Origin of the sequence: Pseudoalteromonas sp. AS71 (genome assembly GCF_038900275.1) — a bacterium.
GTDB lineage: Bacteria > Pseudomonadota > Gammaproteobacteria > Enterobacterales > Alteromonadaceae > Pseudoalteromonas.
The window spans coordinates 27142-44412 of sequence record NZ_JBBMQZ010000008.1; the positions used below are offsets into that span (position 1 = coordinate 27142).

At 39.3% G+C, this 17271-nt stretch carries 12 protein-coding genes; 4 read left to right on the top strand and 8 right to left on the bottom strand.

Translation table 11 applies throughout. The features are described 5' to 3' along the window. Positions 1 to 144 precede the first annotated feature (144 nt). Positions 145 to 1839 (bottom strand): NAD-dependent malic enzyme, encoded by a 1695-nt coding sequence (locus tag WNY98_RS07705; protein WP_170070897.1) that lies wholly within the window; start codon positions 1837 to 1839, stop codon positions 145 to 147. Between the two features lie 142 nt (positions 1840 to 1981). Beyond that, on the bottom strand, positions 1982 to 3760 hold the full coding sequence (ggt, locus tag WNY98_RS07710; protein ID WP_342877550.1) for a gamma-glutamyltransferase: 1779 nt from the start codon (positions 3758 to 3760) through the stop codon (positions 1982 to 1984). 97 nt (positions 3761 to 3857) lie between these two features. Here ggt and rrtA point away from each other — a divergent pair, with 97 nt between their 5' ends. Further along, positions 3858 to 4454, top strand: coding sequence for a rhombosortase (gene rrtA, locus WNY98_RS07715; protein ID WP_342877551.1), 597 nt, complete (start codon positions 3858 to 3860; stop codon positions 4452 to 4454). 89 nt (positions 4455 to 4543) lie between these two features. Here rrtA and WNY98_RS07720 read toward each other — a convergent pair whose 3' ends face one another. The 5 genes from WNY98_RS07720 to WNY98_RS07740 all read right to left on the bottom strand — a co-directional run bounded on the left by WNY98_RS07720 (position 4544) and on the right by WNY98_RS07740 (position 11865). After that, the gene (locus WNY98_RS07720) at positions 4544 to 7048 is read right to left on the bottom strand and encodes a prolyl oligopeptidase family serine peptidase (protein WP_342877552.1); all 2505 of its coding nucleotides are present in this window, start codon (positions 7046 to 7048) and stop codon (positions 4544 to 4546) included. A gap of 132 nt (positions 7049 to 7180) precedes the next feature. Then, the gene (locus WNY98_RS07725; protein WP_342877553.1) at positions 7181 to 8356 is read right to left on the bottom strand and encodes an endonuclease/exonuclease/phosphatase family protein; all 1176 of its coding nucleotides are present in this window, start codon (positions 8354 to 8356) and stop codon (positions 7181 to 7183) included. A 124-nt stretch (positions 8357 to 8480) separates the two neighbouring features. Continuing rightward, the gene (locus WNY98_RS07730) at positions 8481 to 9629 is read right to left on the bottom strand and encodes a 5-(carboxyamino)imidazole ribonucleotide synthase (RefSeq protein ID WP_342877554.1); all 1149 of its coding nucleotides are present in this window, start codon (positions 9627 to 9629) and stop codon (positions 8481 to 8483) included. 2 nt (positions 9630 to 9631) lie between these two features. Next, positions 9632 to 10114, bottom strand: a complete 483-nt coding sequence (gene purE / locus WNY98_RS07735) for a 5-(carboxyamino)imidazole ribonucleotide mutase (protein ID WP_002962540.1) — start codon at positions 10112 to 10114, stop codon at positions 9632 to 9634. A gap of 161 nt (positions 10115 to 10275) precedes the next feature. Next, positions 10276 to 11865: an ABC-F family ATPase gene (locus WNY98_RS07740; protein WP_342877623.1), complete on the bottom strand. Its 1590-nt coding sequence runs from the start codon at positions 11863 to 11865 to the stop codon at positions 10276 to 10278. Between the two features lie 639 nt (positions 11866 to 12504). Between WNY98_RS07740 and WNY98_RS07745 the strand changes: the two genes are divergently transcribed. Beyond that, positions 12505 to 13713 carry a porin gene (locus WNY98_RS07745; protein WP_342877555.1) on the top strand — a complete coding sequence of 403 codons (1209 nt, stop codon included), beginning with the start codon at positions 12505 to 12507 and terminating at the stop codon, positions 13711 to 13713. Positions 13714 to 13816: 103 nt separating this feature from the next. Here the strand turns inward: WNY98_RS07745 and WNY98_RS07750 are convergent, their stop codons facing one another. Next, complete coding sequence (locus tag WNY98_RS07750) at positions 13817 to 14728, bottom strand: LysR substrate-binding domain-containing protein (protein ID WP_342877556.1); 912 nt, start codon at positions 14726 to 14728, stop codon at positions 13817 to 13819. A 108-nt stretch (positions 14729 to 14836) separates the two neighbouring features. Between WNY98_RS07750 and WNY98_RS07755 the strand changes: the two genes are divergently transcribed. Both WNY98_RS07755 and WNY98_RS07760 read left to right on the top strand, forming a co-directional pair. After that, complete coding sequence (locus WNY98_RS07755) at positions 14837 to 16009, top strand: MFS transporter (protein ID WP_342877557.1); 1173 nt, start codon at positions 14837 to 14839, stop codon at positions 16007 to 16009. A gap of 24 nt (positions 16010 to 16033) precedes the next feature. Then, the gene (locus WNY98_RS07760) at positions 16034 to 17173 is read left to right on the top strand and encodes an MFS transporter (protein WP_342877558.1); all 1140 of its coding nucleotides are present in this window, start codon (positions 16034 to 16036) and stop codon (positions 17171 to 17173) included. Positions 17174 to 17271 lie beyond the last annotated feature (98 nt).

Sequence of the window (17271 nt, forward strand, 5' to 3'; positions counted from 1 at the left end):
CCTTTAATTTTGTAAATGCTATTAAAGACCTTACGTGGTTAATTAAATATGAACAAGCACAAAAAAACAGGCAATTGCCTGTTTTTTGTTAATGGCTGTAACTTAACGTACAGCCTCATTTACTTTAAATTACGGGTACCGTTATTAAACACTACAACGTTTATAGTTACGGTATTTTGGTAACCAGTAATTTTTGTCGATTGCTGCCCATAACGCATCATCAGTAATCTCAAGAGCAACGCCCTCTTCGATTGCTTTTTTAGCAATGGCAAATGCAATACGCTTACTTAGCGTTTCAATTTCCGTAAGGGCTGGTAATAAACTACCTTTACCTGTGTTTGCACGTGGCGACGACTCTGCAAGCATTTCGCTAGACACACTTAACATTGCATCTGTAATGCGTGTCGCTTTAGCGGCAATAACACCTAAACCAATACCCGGGAAAATATAGCTATTGTTACATTGTGGGATTGGAAAAATTTCACCGTTGTGTTCTACCGGATCAAATGGGCTACCTGTTGCAACAAGTGCTTTACCGTCAGTCCACTTAATTACATCAGCAGGATGCGCTTCTACCTGCTTAGATGGATTACTTAATGGGAAAATAATTGGCTGTTCACAACCGGCGTGCATTGCTCGAATAGCTTGTTCAGTAAACAAACCAGGTTGACCTGAAACACCAATTAAAATGTCTGGTTGTGCACAGTGCATAACATCAAGAAGTGATGCGTATTCACCGCTGTAAGTCCAATCACTTACTGAACCTTGAGGTTGTGCAAGTGCTTGTTGGAAATCGCGTAAGCCTTCCATACCCTCTGTAAGTAGGCCAAAACGGTCAACCATAAATACTTGGCTACGCGCTTGAGCTTCACTAATACCTTCAAAAACCATTTGGCTAATAATTTGCTCAGCAATACCACAACCAGCAGAGCCTGCACCCACAAAAACTACTTTTTGTTGGCTAAGGGTTGAATTTTTAACGCGACACGCTGCAAGTAAAGAACCTACCGTTACAGCCGCAGTACCTTGAATGTCATCGTTAAAGCTACAAATTTCATTGCGGTAGCGCTTAAGTAACGGCATTGCATTTGGTTGTGCAAAATCTTCAAACTGAAGTAACACATTTGGCCAGCGACGTTTAACCGCTTTAATGAATAAATCTAAAAACTCATCGTATTCGTCTTGGGCAATACGCTTATGGCGTGCACCCATGTACATAGGATCGTTTAAAAGCTTTTCGTTATTAGTACCCACATCAAGCATTACAGGTAATGTGTATGCTGGGCTTATACCACCACACGCAGTGTAAAGTGACAATTTACCAATTGGGATACCCATGCCGCCAATACCTTGATCGCCAAGGCCTAAAATACGCTCGCCATCGGTTACAACAATAACTTTTACTTTACCTTTGGTAGCGTTGCGTAAAATGTCGTCAATTTGGTATCTGTCTTCATACGAAATAAATAAGCCACGCGCGCTGCGGTAAATGTCTGAGAATTTTTCACAAGCATCCCCAACTGTAGGCGTGTAAATGATTGGCATCATTTCTTCAAGATGATCCCGCACTAAACGGTAATAAAGTGTTTCGTTGTTATCTTGAATCGCACGTAAGTAAATATGCTTATTAAGGTTATCTGTAAAGCTAGAATATTGCTGATAACAACGCTCAACTTGCTCTTCAATTGTTTCAAAGCGAGGAGGAAGTAAACCAGCAAGATTGAAATTTTCGCGTTCTTTTTTACTAAAGGCGCTGCCTTTATTTAATAGCGGTGTTTCAATTAGGCCAGGGCCAGAATGATGAATATATAAGTAGTTAGGATCAGTATTAGTTGTCATATTTCCAGGCTTTAACGGAGTCTTAAGTTATGATCTGTCATTATCAGTGTTAAAGGTTTAATTGCAACGACAATTAAGCTAGTCAGACCATTGAGAGAAAATACATGCAGGCTTCACTGCCCGCATGTATATTATACATAATTTAAAATTGTATAGTGGCGTTATTATCAGTTAAATCAGATAACGCAACACCTTCACGGCGTGGATCAGCTCCGCCGTAAAGTTTGTCATTTTTAACTTCAACTGCGTGTAAGCCCGAGTTTAAGTCAATAATACGTACATTGTGGCCGCGTTTAGTAAGCGCAGGCGCAATGGCTTCAATAGCTGTGCCTTTTTCAAGGCTGGTGTAATCGTTACGATTTGTTGTACGCGGTAAGTTAATAGCGTCTTGCGCTGATAAATTCCAGTCAATAACACCCACAACAACTTGTGCAACGTAATCTATGATACGACTACCGCCAGGTGAGCCTACAATTAAACGTAAGCTGCCATCTTTATTAAATACCATTACCGGTGACATAGAGCTACGCGGGCGTTTACCAGCCTCTACACGGTTTGCTACAAGCTTGCCGTTTTTACGTGGCGATAACGAAAAGTCAGTTAGTTGGTTATTTAAAATAAAGCCATTAACCATAACCGTGGAGCCAAACGCCATTTCAATTGAACTAGTCATCGAAACGGCATTACCTTTACTATCTACAATAGAGACATGAGAAGTAGAAGGTAACTCGTATGAATCATCCATTGCATAACTTAGGTACCCTACTGGATTACCGGCTACGGCTTTTTGGTCTGTTTCGGTAATTAATTTAGCGCGTGAGGCAATGTAATCTTTGTTTAATAGCTCTTTTGTAGGTACTTGCGTGAAATCGGGATCGCCCATGTACATATCGCGATCGGCAAATGCAATACGCGAAGCTTGGCTAAAGTAATGAATCGCCTTTTCGCCATTTGGTTTAAGTGCGCTCATATCTTTATGCTCAAGTAGGCCAAGCATTTGTAGCACAGCTACACCGCCACTACTTGGTGGCGCCATAGAACACACGTTATAAGCACGGTATTGTATACATACCGCATCGCGTTCTTTACTTTTGTAATCTGCTAAATCTTGCACACTTAATTTACCAGGGGCTATTTTAGAGTGCTGTACAGCATTAACCATTTGTTTAGCGTTTTCGCCTTTGTAAAATGCATCAATGCCCTGCTTTGCAATGTCTTTGTATAAATCAGCAAGCGGTTGATTCTTTTTAACACTACCTACTTCAATTAACTTACCATTTGGGTAAAAGTATTCGTTAATAATCGGCATACTCAATACACCAGGGTTTAATTGGCGTGCTAATAAGCCATGTAAACGCGGCGAAATTACAAAGCCTTGCTCTGCAAGTTCAATAGCCGGTTTAAAAAGCGCTTCCCACGGCAATGTACCGTATTGTTTATGCGCGCTTGCAAAGGCATGTAAAATACCAGGCACACCAACAGAGCGTCCGCCTACTACAGCTTCAATCCATTTAACTGCTTTGCCGTGCTTATCTAAAAACAGCGTTTCGTCTGCATTTGCAGGTGCTGTTTCGCGGCCATCAAAACTAGTCAATTTATTGTTAGCTTTGTTGTAATACATCATAAATGTACCACCGCCAATACCTGACGATTGCGGTTCAACTAAAGTAAGCACTAGTTGAGTAGCAATCGCAGCATCTACGGCACTGCCACCTTGGGCTAAAATTTGTTGACCGGCTCTTGAGGCATATGGATTTGCCGCAGCAACCATGTATTTATTACCCTGCACTACTTCTTTATGGATTAATCCGGTAGCGGCTTCAGGTTCGCGAGTTTCAATTTGAGTTGCTTGCTGTGCAAATGAAGGCAGCGATACTGCGCACAGACCAATGGCAAATAATGAGTTAAGTTTAAAATGCATAAAAATACTAAAAACACTTAATTACGTAGTTGTATTTGGCATCTTAAAGTTAAACGGGCACAATATGCAAAAATTTTGACTAAAAAAATATAATAAAATGCTTAATTTACCTATTCAACCTCGTTATATATTACCGCCTATTATTCTGCTGCTTTTTAGTACCATTTTTGCTGCATTTGATTTAAATAGTTTACTTGAATTTAACCGAAGTCTAATTAATGAAGGTGAACTATGGCGAATCTTTTCAAGCCAATTTGTTCATGCTAATTGGGCTCATTTGGGATTAAATGCCAGTGGAGTTTTATTAATATGGCTTTTACATGGCGAGTACACATCACCTACTCGCTACGCTTTTAATACAACTGCGCTAGCACTGTGGTGTGGACTCGGCGTGTATTGGTTTTGCCCAAGCATACATATTTATACCGGATTAAGTGCTCTACTGCATGGTGTAATTATTTGGGGTGCCGTTAAAGATATAACTGTAGGACTCAAATCGGGTTATTTATTATTCATAGGCGTATGGATTAAAATAGGGTTTGAACAATTTAGCGGCCCTAATGCTGATATAGGAAAGCTTATTAGCTCCACTGTAGCTATTGATGCACATTTAATTGGTGTTATTGGCGGGACTTTACTTGCAATACCATTGGCTATAGAGCTCTTTAAAAAGAACTTTAAAAAGCAAAAATAAAGTTAGATTGTGTTCAATCCAATAAAAACGCCGCATTAGTTAACTAAACTAATGCGGCGTTTTTGTTTTTATACTTTAAGAGTTAAAGATTAAAGTGTTTCTTTAAATAACTTATGAATACGGCGGTATTCGTCTAACCAGCTTGAAGGCTGTACAAAACCATGTGGTTCAACAGGAAATATAGCTGTTTCAAAGTTTTGTTTTTCAAGCTCTATTAAGCGCTGCACTAAACGCACTGAATCTTGAAAAAACACGTTATCGTCAACCATTGGTGAGTTAATTAATAAACGCTTGTTTAAACCCTCAGCATAATAAATTGGCGAGCTGCGCTCATACGCAATCGGGTCAACATCAGGGTGGTTTAATATATTAGCCGTATAACCTGTGTTGTAATGCGCCCAATCGGTAACAGGTCTAAGTGCCGCACCCGATTGAAATAACTCAGGCGCGGTAAACAATGCCATAAAGGTCATAAAACCGCCGTAAGAGCCACCATAAGTACCGACTGCTTTGGTATCAACGTTGGCATTTTGCGCCATCCATTTAACGCCATCGGCTAAATCTTGTGTTTCAGGCGTGCCCATTTGACGATAAATCGCGGTACGCCAATCACGCCCGTAACCTTTAGATGCGCGGTAATCCATATCCATTACTATGTAACCTTCATCAGCGAGCAATGAATGAAACATAAATTCACGAAAATAAACCGAAAACCCCATGTGTGAATTTTGTAAGTAACCCGCGCCGTGGTTAAAAATAACCGCTTTACGATTTTTACCTACTTCACCTTCAACGTAATCTGCTGGATAATATACTTTTGCATATATTGGTTGATCAGTATGGCTCGATGGTACGGCAACAATTTTAGGGGCTGTTAGCTTTTTAGCTAAAAACTCATCCGACACAGTATGCGTTAAGCGCGTTGCTTTTGTATTGGCTTTAGCATCTGCTACGTAAAGCTCATTAGGCATGGTAATTGTAGAGTGCTTAAGGAGTAACTTATTTTCATCTGGGCTTAACGTGTAGTCAGTCATGCCGTTTAAGTCAGTAATTTGCTCGCTATTACCTGTTTGCGGGTTAACGCGGTAAATTTCGTAAAGCCCTGGATGCTCAACATTCGCTTTGTAATAAATTGCGCTGTCGTCGCTGGTAAGCGTTAAGTTAGAAACCTCAAATTGGCCTTGTGTTAGTGCGGTTGCACTACCATTTACAGGCTTTTTATAAAGCTGGCTGTAACCTGACTCTTCCGATAGGTAATAAAGCGTGTTTGAGTTATGTAACCACCCAAAGTCGTTAAATGCGTAAGCAATCCATGCATCGTCATGCAGGCGGTGTTGCGACACAAGTTTGTTGTTTTTAAAATCTACCGTTGCAAGCCAGCGGTCTTTGTTGTCCCACGCTTCTAGCATTATAGCTACTTGCGAGCCATCGTCGTTCCATACTATTGGGCTTTGCTCAAAACCCCAGTCCATAATAAGGTTAATACCACGAGGTGCCTTTTTAGACTTATATGTTTTACCATCACGTGCATAATTTTCTTTTTTAACTGAGGCTAAAACATCTTCGTCAAAGCCCGGTAAGGTATTAAAGCTAAGTGATGTTTGCTCTTTGTTAGTTAAATTGATGTAGACAAGCTTTGAGGTTTCTTCTTTAGCGTCGGCTACACGGCGGCGTGCTTTTTTAGGTTCTATAGTGGCGTCATTTGTAATGTAGTTAGGCATAATATCGCCATCACTACGCCAGTCTGTTTGCTTTTGTACAACGACTAACAGCGCATCACCATTTGGCGAAAGCTGCGCTTCTGCAACGGTATTTCCTTCGCCTAAGTAATAAGCTGTGTTAGCAATTGAATCGTTTTGTTCATTAATTTGCTCACTGCGAGCTTGCTTATCTTTTTTATTTTTTTGTTGAAGCGCCACAAATTTAATCAATTTATGCTGCTCTTTAGCAATATACGTGCTTGGCTCTTCAATACCTTTTGGCTCATCAGCAAGTTTTAAGTTAGCAAGCTCGCTCGTTGAGCCTGTTTTTAAATCAACTTTAAAAAATACATTGCCTTGGCGGTAAACTAAATCGCCATTATTTAAAAATTGTGGCTTTGACTCGCCCGCTGATGTAGCTGTAATTTGTTTAAGTTCGCCGGTTTTTAGGTTTTTAACAAATACATTGCCTTTAAATGTGTAGGCCGCCATTGTTTTATTTTTAGAATAAACGGCTTTATTTGAACCCACAGTATGAAGTTTATTAAGAGCTACTTGCTCTGCTGTTTGGCTAGTAACCGATTGGCTAAATAAATCGCGTAGTGTATTACCCTGCTCTTTTTGAGCATAAATAATAGTAGACGAATCGCTCGCCCAGTAAGCACCCTCTGGCTGATTACCCATCCAATCCGGATCGGCCATTGCTTGTTCTAGCGTTATTTTTTGTGAGCCGATATCTGCTGGCGTGTTTTCAACCGCAGCAACCTTGGTTGCTGGTAAAGCACTTTGCTGTGTTGAAGAGGTATTAGCGGTCGCGCTACAACCTGCAAGCATGACACTTGAGGCAACAGCTAAGGCCACTAACGTTTTAGATGAAGAAAGATTAAAAATCATAGTGCTTCTATACGGTTATTATAATTAAGCCGTATTTAAGCAGAAGCACTCAAGTTATTGCAATTTTTTAAGATAAATAGCCATTAAACAGGGTAAAGCTCAGTTTACTAACGCCCCCTTTATTAGTGGACGTTATTCAACGATTAAATCAAGCCACACCATCCGGTGATCGCTCGATGCGTTTCTATCTTTAATTAAACGATATTCACTACTAGTTTTAGTAGGCCAAAATACACCACCGTCCTTAATTTTTAAGCCATAGTTTGACGGTAGTACGTAATCAACACGCGCTTGCCAATTAGCACTGTAATTTTGTGCATAAGGCACGTCATACTGCTCTTTAGCGCCTTCACTTTTTGGAACAAATTGAGCGTTAATAAGTGGATTTTTAAGTAGTTGATCTGTGGTGTTTGTACGGGCTTTATCACCCTCAGGGGCGGCATTTAAATCCCCTAAAATAACAAAGCGAGAGTAAGTTTTTAAACCGCCTTTTTCGCCTTTATCATCGTAAATATACTTAGCGTTTGAAACGTAATCGGCAATTAGCCTTACTTCATCATGGTTACGCTTGCCGTTTCTATCCTCTTTACCGTCAAATACAGGCGGTGTTGGGTGAGATGCAATAACATGAATGGTTTTATCGTTTACGTTAATAGGTAAATCCCAAAACGATTTAGAGCTGAGTCTAAGCGCTTCCCATTCTTGAGCGTTATACCAGTTTTCACCTGTTTTAGGCATCATTGGCATTAGTGAATTTGGCATGTCTTTATATTTAAAGGTTTGAAGGGTTCTAACTTTATCAAAATCGATTGGGTATTTTGACAAAATAGCCATACCGTAATGCCCTTCAAAAAAGCCAAAGCCTTGTGCATCACCCATAACACCATTTTTTTTGCCATCGTTATCTAAATCAAACTCGGTGGCTAGGCCTGTATTTACCGGGGCTATATAAGTGTAAGGGTAGTTAATAGCCGCTTGTTTTTGCTGACCTACATTTAAATAATGCTTATTAAAGTATTCAATGCCCTGCTCTTTTGGGATGTAATCAAATTCGTTAAGTAAAATAATATCAGGGCGAACACGTTGAATAATTTCGGCTATGTTTTTAATTTGCTGGTGGTTTGCTTTAAGTGCATTAACTAAAGCATCACTTTTAATTTGCTCACCTTTAGGCGTGTGATTAGTTGCATCCATACTTACATTAAAAGTAGCAACACGAAGAGAGTCTGATGCAAATGCACTGTTACTAAAAAAAGTACTAAAAGAAGCGGCAACAAGGAGTGCGCTATAAATTGCTTTAAGTTTCATTAAATAATTTCACTGTAAAATTTTAGACTCAATCATTATTTCACAAACTGGGTATCCACGCGCCTTTTTTAAACATAAAAAAGCCGAGCAAGCTCGGCATTTAATAAAACGAGTATTTAGCCGTTTAATGAAGGATTAAATTAGCTGCCGATTTTAAAATACCTGGGTAGTCTTGCTCAGGTAAATATTCAGTAAGCTCACCTAATTTATCTGCTAGGTCGTTCATGCTAGTGGCCGATACGTTTATATGGCCCATTTTACGACCTGGTTTTGCAGTTTTACCGTACCAATGGCTAGTCACATCTGCGTATTTTAGTACGTCAGCTGGAATACTAGGTTGCCCTAGTACGTTTATCATCGCGGTAATGTGTTTAAGCTCTGTATTACCAAGCGGTAAACCTGCAACAGCACGCATGTGGTTTTCAAACTGTGAGCAATGGCAGCCTTGTTGCGTCCAGTGGCCTGAGTTATGTACACGCGGAGCAATTTCGTTAACGAGTAACGTACCTTGTACATCAAAAAACTCAATAGCTAATACGCCAACGTAGTTAAGCTCGTTTGCTATTTTTGTAAAGGCATCGTTTGCTTGCGCTTCAACACTTTGATTATTTTTACCGGCAATAGAAAGCGTTAATACACCATTAGTGTGCTCGTTTTCTGTTAGCGGATAAATAGCAACATTACCGTGTTTATCGCGCGCACCAATAATAGATACTTCACGATCAAACGGGATCATTCTTTCAGCAATAATTGTATGTGGCGAAAGCTCTGTGCCCGATGCAATAAAATCAGCCATTTGTGACCAAATTTCGTCTATTTGACTATCTGATTTTAAACGCCATTGGCCTTTCCCGTCATAACCCGCTTGGCATGTTTTAATAACAAGTGGCTTACCTAAGGTTTTAACAGCGTGTTCAAGGTGCGCTTTTTCAGTAATTAATTGATATGGCGCACAAGTTACGTTTGTTTTATCAAGCAATGCTTTTTCAAGCGAGCGATCGCCACCGGTTTTAATCGCGGCCTTACCTGGGTAAAATTTATTGCTGTTACAACAAAGTGTTAGTACGTCATCAGGAATGTGCTCAAACTCTGCAGTAATTGCATCAGCGTTTGATATTGCTTGCTCAAGTGACGTGCTATAAACCTCACCAGTTAGCGGGTGCATAATTTGCTTGCTGCCTACATCATACGCCACTACGTTTAAATTAAGCGGCGCGCCTGCAAGGCTCATCATACGTGCAAGTTGCCCTGCACCTAATATTAAAATATTCATTATTACTCTGCAGGGTTTGGATTAGCTAATATAGTGTCGGTTTGAGCTTTACGAAACGCTTCAATTTTTGCAAAAATTTCTGGATTTTGACACCCTAAAATTTGCGCGGCTAGTAAACCTGCGTTTGCTGCGCCCGGCTCACCAATTGCAAGTGTGCCTACTGCAACGCCTTTAGGCATTTGGCAAATAGATAAAAGTGAATCAACACCATTTAATGCTTTTGATTTTACAGGCACGCCCAGTACAGGAAGCGACGTAAAAGCAGCAGCCATACCCGGTAAATGCGCAGCGCCGCCAGCGCCTGCAATAATAACTTTAATCCCGCGTTCTGCGGCTGAACTTGCATAATCAGCAAGTAATTGAGGAGTGCGGTGTGCAGACACGACTTTAGTTTCGTACTTAATGCCAAAATGCTCTAGCATAAGTGCTGCATGTTCCATGGTTGGCCAATCTGATTTAGAACCCATAATAATGCCAACAGTCATAAATACTCCTCAGTAATGTATTTTCAAAATAGCGGACTTATGTCCTGTTTAAGCCGGGTATTATACCCAAAGCCATATTAATTGCGACTAATACAAAGCCACAAAAACAAAAAAAGCCATGTTTAAACATGGCTTTTTAGGGTTAACGGGTAAATAGCTAATTAAGCTTCTTTACTCGCTAGGTATTCTGCGTAGTTGCCTCTAAAGTCAATAATTTTACCATCTTTAACTTCCCAAATACGGGTAGCTACCGATGATACAAATTGACGATCGTGCGATACAAACATTAATGTACCTTCGTAGGCTTCAAGTGCTAAGTTAAGCGCTTCAATAGATTCCATATCCATGTGGTTAGTTGGCTCATCCATTAACAATATGTTTGGTTTATGCATCATAATTTTACCAAACAGCATGCGACCTTGCTCACCACCTGAAATTACTTTAACTGACTTTTTAATATCGTTTTGAGAGAACAACATACGACCTAAAAAGCTGCGAACCACTTGTTCGTCGTCGCCTTCTTGTTGCCACTGTTCCATCCACTGAAACAAGTTCATGTCGGTTGCAAACTCATCTGCGTGATCTTGCGCGTAGTAACCAATGTTCGCGTTTTCAGAAAACTTAAACTCACCGGCTTTAGGTGCTAAGCGCCCTGCTAATGTATTAAGTAATGTTGTTTTACCAACACCATTTTCACCAATAATAGCAATACGCTCGCCAACTTCGACTAAACCTTCAAGCCCAGAAAACAACGTATTGTCGTCAAAGCCTTGCGTTAGGCTATTCATTTCAAGTGCGTTTCTGAATAACTGCTTTTCTTGGTCGAAACGAATAAACGGCGTTTGACGTGAAGAGGCTTTAACTTCATCTAACTGAATTTTGTCGATACGTTTAGCGCGCGATGTTGCTTGCTTAGCTTTAGATGCGTTAGCAGAGAAACGTGATACAAACTGTTGAAGTTCAGCAATTTGGTTTTTCTTCTTCGCGTTTTCGCTAAGTAGTTGCTCACGTGCTTGCGTTGCTGCAAACATGTATTCGTCATAGTTACCTGAGTAAATACGTAGCTCGCCGTAGTCAATGTCGGCCATGTGTGTACAAACAGAGTTTAAAAAGTGACGGTCATGCGAGATGATTATCATGGTACAGTCGCGTTGGTTTAACACGTCTTCTAACCACTTAATGGTGTAAATATCCAAGTTATTGGTAGGCTCATCAAGTAGCATTATATCCGGGTCTGAAAACAACACCTGTGCAAGTAGCACGCGCAGTTTAAAACCTGGTGCTATTTCAGACATTGGGCCAAAGTGTTGGTCTGTGCCAATACCTACGCCTAATAGAAGCTCGCCTGCTTTAGATTCAGCAGAGTAACCATCCATTTCGGCAAACTCAGTTTCAAGATCGGCTACTTTCATACCGTCGTCTTCACTCATTTCTGGTAAAGAGTAAATACGGTCGCGTTCTTGTTTAATTTTCCACAACTCTTTGTGACCCATGATCACAGTATCAATTACTGAATATTCTTCGTAGGCAAACTGGTCTTGGTTTAGTTTAGCAACGCGTTCATTAGGATCAGTACTAACATTACCTGAAGACGCTTCAAGCTCACCACTTAAAATTTTCATAAATGTTGATTTACCACAACCATTCGCACCGATTAAACCGTAACGGTTTCCATCGCCAAATTTTGCTGAGATATTTTCAAATAATGGTTTAGCACCAAATTGCATGGTGACATTAGCTGTACTAATAATAGCGCTACCCTCCAAGGGAGTATGGATGTAATTAAATTGCGCGCAGTTTAAACCAAAATGGCCTGTTTTTCTATGAAAGTTTAAAGGCAAACTAACGCGTTTTAGCCATTTATTAGCACTGTATAGTGGGTAACTCAAATAACAGATTAAATTAAATGGTTTTGTAAATTTTTATTCAGCTTACACAAGTAAAAATTCATCAATATATTCACTTTAATACGTCCAGGGAGTTTAGAATTACGTATACTGAATTAGAGTAAAAACACTTTTAACGTGTTTGTGTGTTTACTTAACTCATTTTTGTACATGCAGTAACAATAAAAAGTTATATTTATGAAAATAAAGCACTTTTAGAGCTTTTGCACTAGTTGCTACTTTTTGAACAAGATGAAATTAATTCAAATTAAATTTTTAACACACCACAAATTTACCATCCTATTTACCTATATATTCAATATAAAAACAAACTTCTGCAACACCTGAAAAATAAAATTAACCTCTAGTGAATATCAATAGAATTTGCCTGTCAATTTTGTTGAGTATTTTTCACTTTTGAGCTCTTTATTGCTTTGTTAGTCTTCAAATCTGAATTTTTACCTACGTAAAAACACTAAAAATTTGCACAGGGCAACACACAAGATGAGCAAAAAATTAGCGACACTGATTAGCGCAATTATTGTATTCGCACCCGCTGTCTCGGCGGTAGAGTTATACAAAGATGACAAAAACACTCTAGAAGTAGGTGGATATCTTGATGTGCGTGTAATTAACACACAAAACGAAACCGAAGTTGTTAACGGTACTTCGCGCATTAACTTTGGTTTTACTAGAGAGCTAAAGAAAGATTGGACTGCCCTTGCTCTTGTAGAATGGGGAGTAAACCCTGTTGGTAGTAGCGATATTATTTATAACAATCGTTTTGAGTCAATTCAGGACGAATTTTTGTATAACCGCTTAGGTTACGCAGGCCTTTCACACGAAAAGTACGGTCAACTTACCATTGGTAAACAATGGGGTGCATGGTACGACGTAGTTTACGGCACAAATAATAGCTTTGTATGGGATGGTAATGCAGCAGGTGTTTACACTTATAACAAAGACGATGGCGCTGTAAATGGCACTGGCCGTGGTGATAAGTTAGTCCAGTACCGCAATAGCTATAACGATTTTAGCTTTGCAGTACAAGCGCAGCTTAAAAACAGCGAGTTTTATACCTGTGACGTAAGCGATATTTCAGAAGAAGAATGCGAAACGCTTTGGAACTCTGGCGATAGTGCAGCTCAAGAAGTTGAATTTAACTACACATTTGGTGCGTCTGTAACTTATACCCCTACCGATATGCTAACGCTTACGGCAGGTGTTAACCGAGGTGAGTTTGATTTAACGTTTGGTGATGGCTCTACTCGTAATGTTGAAGATTTAATTTATGGTGCCGGTATTATGTGGGGCAGCATTGATAAGCGCGGCCTTTACGTTGCTGCCAACGTAAATAAAAACAAAAACCACGACACAGATAACATTGGTCGCTTAATTAAAGACGCAATTGGTATAGAAACATTCGCATCATACCGTTTTGATAACGACTTTCGCCCTTTTATTGCCTACAACGTGTTTGATGCCGGCGATGATTACGTAATTCAGCCAAACTTTAACGCCGATCCTAACGATGTATTTAAGCGTCAGTTTGCTGTTATTGGCCTTCATTACCTAATTGACGAAGCCACTATTGCCTACATAGAAGCGCGTAAGGACTTTAGTGACTTCGAAAGTGATAACGACGATCAACAAGCACAAATGGAACAGTCGGAAGACGACGGTATAGCATTTGGTTTTAGATATAAGTTCTAAATATAAGCTCTAAATATAAGCTCTAAATATAAGTTTAAAAACGACTACAACTTCCCTAAGCACAACCCTTTTAGCCCTTTTAACTTTTTTAACTGGGCTTTTTTTATTCCGCCATGCTTTGTTGAATACTTGGTTTTGCATTTAAGGCTATTTCAACAAATGCATTAACAGCCGCATTGGTATCTGCTTTTTTAAATTGTAATAGCACCGGAATCTGCGTAAATACATCGCTCAGTTTTATAAAATGGCACCCTTTACTATATAATTTACGTACGCAATAAGGCGCAATTGCCACACCAAGGCCTGCAGCCACTTCGGTAACTAATGTTTGCATATGCCGAGGTTGGCTAATAATGTTCGGTGAAAAATGAGCTTGTTTGCATTGCAAAATGGTTTCATCAAAAAGACCAAGTGCTTCCTCTCTATTAAAAATAATAAATGGCTCATTTTTTAGTTTAACTAAATCAATATTTTTATAATTTGCCAGCGTATGGTCTTGGTTAACTATGGCCACCAAAGAATCTACATAAATAGTATGACTTACAAATTCATCATTAATTGAATCAGGTAAAGGCCGTGAAAAACCTACATCAATTAAATCATTTTTAAACGCATGTATCTGCTCAGTTGCAGTCATTTCAAACAATGTAACGTGCACGCGTGGGTATTGCTGTTTATATTCACGAACCAGAGCTGCCATAAAGGTTAAACATGCCGAGCTTAAGTGCGCAATATTAAGTGTACCTATCTGCCCGTTGTGGGCACGTTTAACCTGAGTTTTAGCTTTGTCAGCTAGAGCCAGAATAGCGCGTGCATCTTTTAATAGCTGCTCACCCGCTTGAGTTATTGCAACATCACGTGAGTTTCTTATAAACAGCACAACATCAAGCTCGCTTTCGAGCTGTGCAATATGCCTACTTATTGCAGGTTGCACGGTATGTAGCTCTTTGGCCGCTTCTGAAAAACTCTGATGCTTAGCCACGCTGACAAAACTTTTTAATATTTTAATATCCATTACGCACCTTAAATACATTTTTTGTATAGATTCTATAAAATAATATCATTTTTGTTATAGGTAAAGAACTCATACCATAGCGGCATGAGTTAACAACACTAGACAGCTATGACCAAACCCAAACAAAATCAGTCATTAAGTCGATTTATTTTATTACTAATGACCACTGCAATTGCCGCAACAGCAGCAAACTTATACTACAACCAGCCTATTTTACCGCTTATAGCGAACGAATTTAATTTAACTGATTCACAGCTTGGGAGTATTCCCGCGCTTACACAAATTGGTTACGCGTTTGCGTTATTATTTATTTCTCCTTTGGGTGACTCGATTGCTCGCAGGCGTTTAATTACTATTTTGTCGAGCTTATTAGTAGTGGCTTGTAGTGCAGCAATGCTTGCACCTAACTTACCTTTATTACTTATATCGGTATTTTTAATTGGTGTAAGCGCCAATATAACCCAGCAATTAATACCCTTTGCAGCATCGCTTGTATCGAGCGAGCAAAAAGGTGCCACGTTAGGCACATTAATGATGGGCTTAACTATCGGTATTTTACTTTCAAGAACGTTAAGTGGATTTGTAGGTGAGCAATTTGGTTGGCGAAGTGTATTTTTAATGTCAGCAGTACTCGCAGCATTATTTGGTATATTACTGCGCGTGTTTTTACCTGGCAATAAGCCACACACTAATTTGCGTTACTGGCCTCTCATTAAAAGTACGTTGGCGTTGTTTATTAAACATAAATCACTACAGCATTTTACACTTTCGGGCGCATTTTGGTTTGCATCATTTAACGTGCTTTGGGCAACACTTGCAATTTATGTAAGTAACGATCCATTTAACTACAACGCTCAACAAGCGGGTTTATTTGGTGTAATAGCATTGGCTGGTGTAATTGGGGCTAAGTCATCGGGTAAATGGGTCAGCAAACTAGGATCTAAAGCTCTAATTATGATTGCACTTACACTTGCGGCAATCGGCTTTGCTATTACAGGTTTGTTTAATGGCAGTTTAGCGTCGTTAGTTATTGGCATTATTTTAATCGACTTTGCTATATTTAGTGCGCAAGTGGCTAACCAAGTGCGTGTTTTTAGTATTGACCCCACTGCGCAAAGTCGCATAAATGGAATTTACATGCTGGGTTATTACATTGGAGGCGCTTTAGGCTCAATGGTTGGTGTTAAGGCATTTGCACTTTATCAATGGCCTGGCGTTGTTGGTGTAAGCATTATATTTATTTTGCTAAGTGCTGTTTTCAATTCATTTGCAAAAAAATAATCGCTTAAAACTTAAGGAGTAAAAATGAATACATTGAAAACAGCGGGTAGCTTTACATTATTGTGTATTGCGAGCTTAACTATTATGGTGGGAACCCTACTTGCACCAGGTTTAGTCAGTATTTCACAAGGATTAGGTATAACCGATAACACCGTACTTTTAATCACGTTGCCATCGTTGGGGGCTGTGGTGTTTGCGCCCTTAGCAGGAAAATTAATTGATAAGTACGGCGCTTATAAGCTTTTAATAATTGGTTTATTTTTATATGGACTGGCAGGTGCAAGCGCTTATTTTTTAAATGGTCCAACACTTGTATTTGCAAACAGATTTTTACTTGGCGGTATAACTGCTGTGGTAATGGCAAGTTGTACGGTTTTAATTTCTGTATGGTACAGAGGCGAAGCACGCCTAGGCATGATTGCAAAACAAGGTATGGCGATAGAGTTAGGCGGTGTTATATTTTTATTTTTAGGTGGATTATTAGCCTCGCAATTTTGGGCGCTGCCATTTTCACTTTATTTAATAGCGTGGGTATTTTTGGCTATGCTTTTATTGTTTGTGCCAAGTAAAAACTCACTGGTTAGTAATAACGATGAAGCGCCAGAACATCTACACCACAAAGCTAACAATGGCCTCTCGTTAAAAAGCGTTTATGTAATTTCAACACTTGCGATGACCATATTTTTTACATCAACCGTTTTACTGCCCATTACAATGAACCAGCAAAACTTTAACGAGTCACAAATAGGCCAACTACTCGCATTTATATCTTTAGTGGCTGTAGTTACTGCAGGCTTTATGCCTAAAATAACAAAGAAGCTTGGTGAGCCCAAGGTTTTGGCATTTGCCTTTTTAGCGTTTAGTTTATCGTATATTTGTTTTACACAAGTAAGCACCCTACTTTTAATTGTAGGCGCAATATTAATAGGTATAGGATTTGGTTTTAGTATTCCGCTTTTAAACCATATGACGGTAGAGCTCAGCGATGTGAAAGTACGCGGCCGTAACTTATCGTACTTTACGATGGCTGTATTCTCGGGTCAGTTTTTTACCTCATTTATGGAATATATACCTGGTGGTGAGAAAAACGTATTTATAATTTGTAGCGTTTCAGCATTTATAATTGCACTGGTATTGTTTTTTAAACCGACCAAAGCAAAGTAGTCGTAACTTACAAAAGAGCATTTTTATAAATGCTCTTTTTTTATCTAAACCTCCTGCTTTATTTGCACTACTTTCCTGATTACTTTTTTTTAATTTGA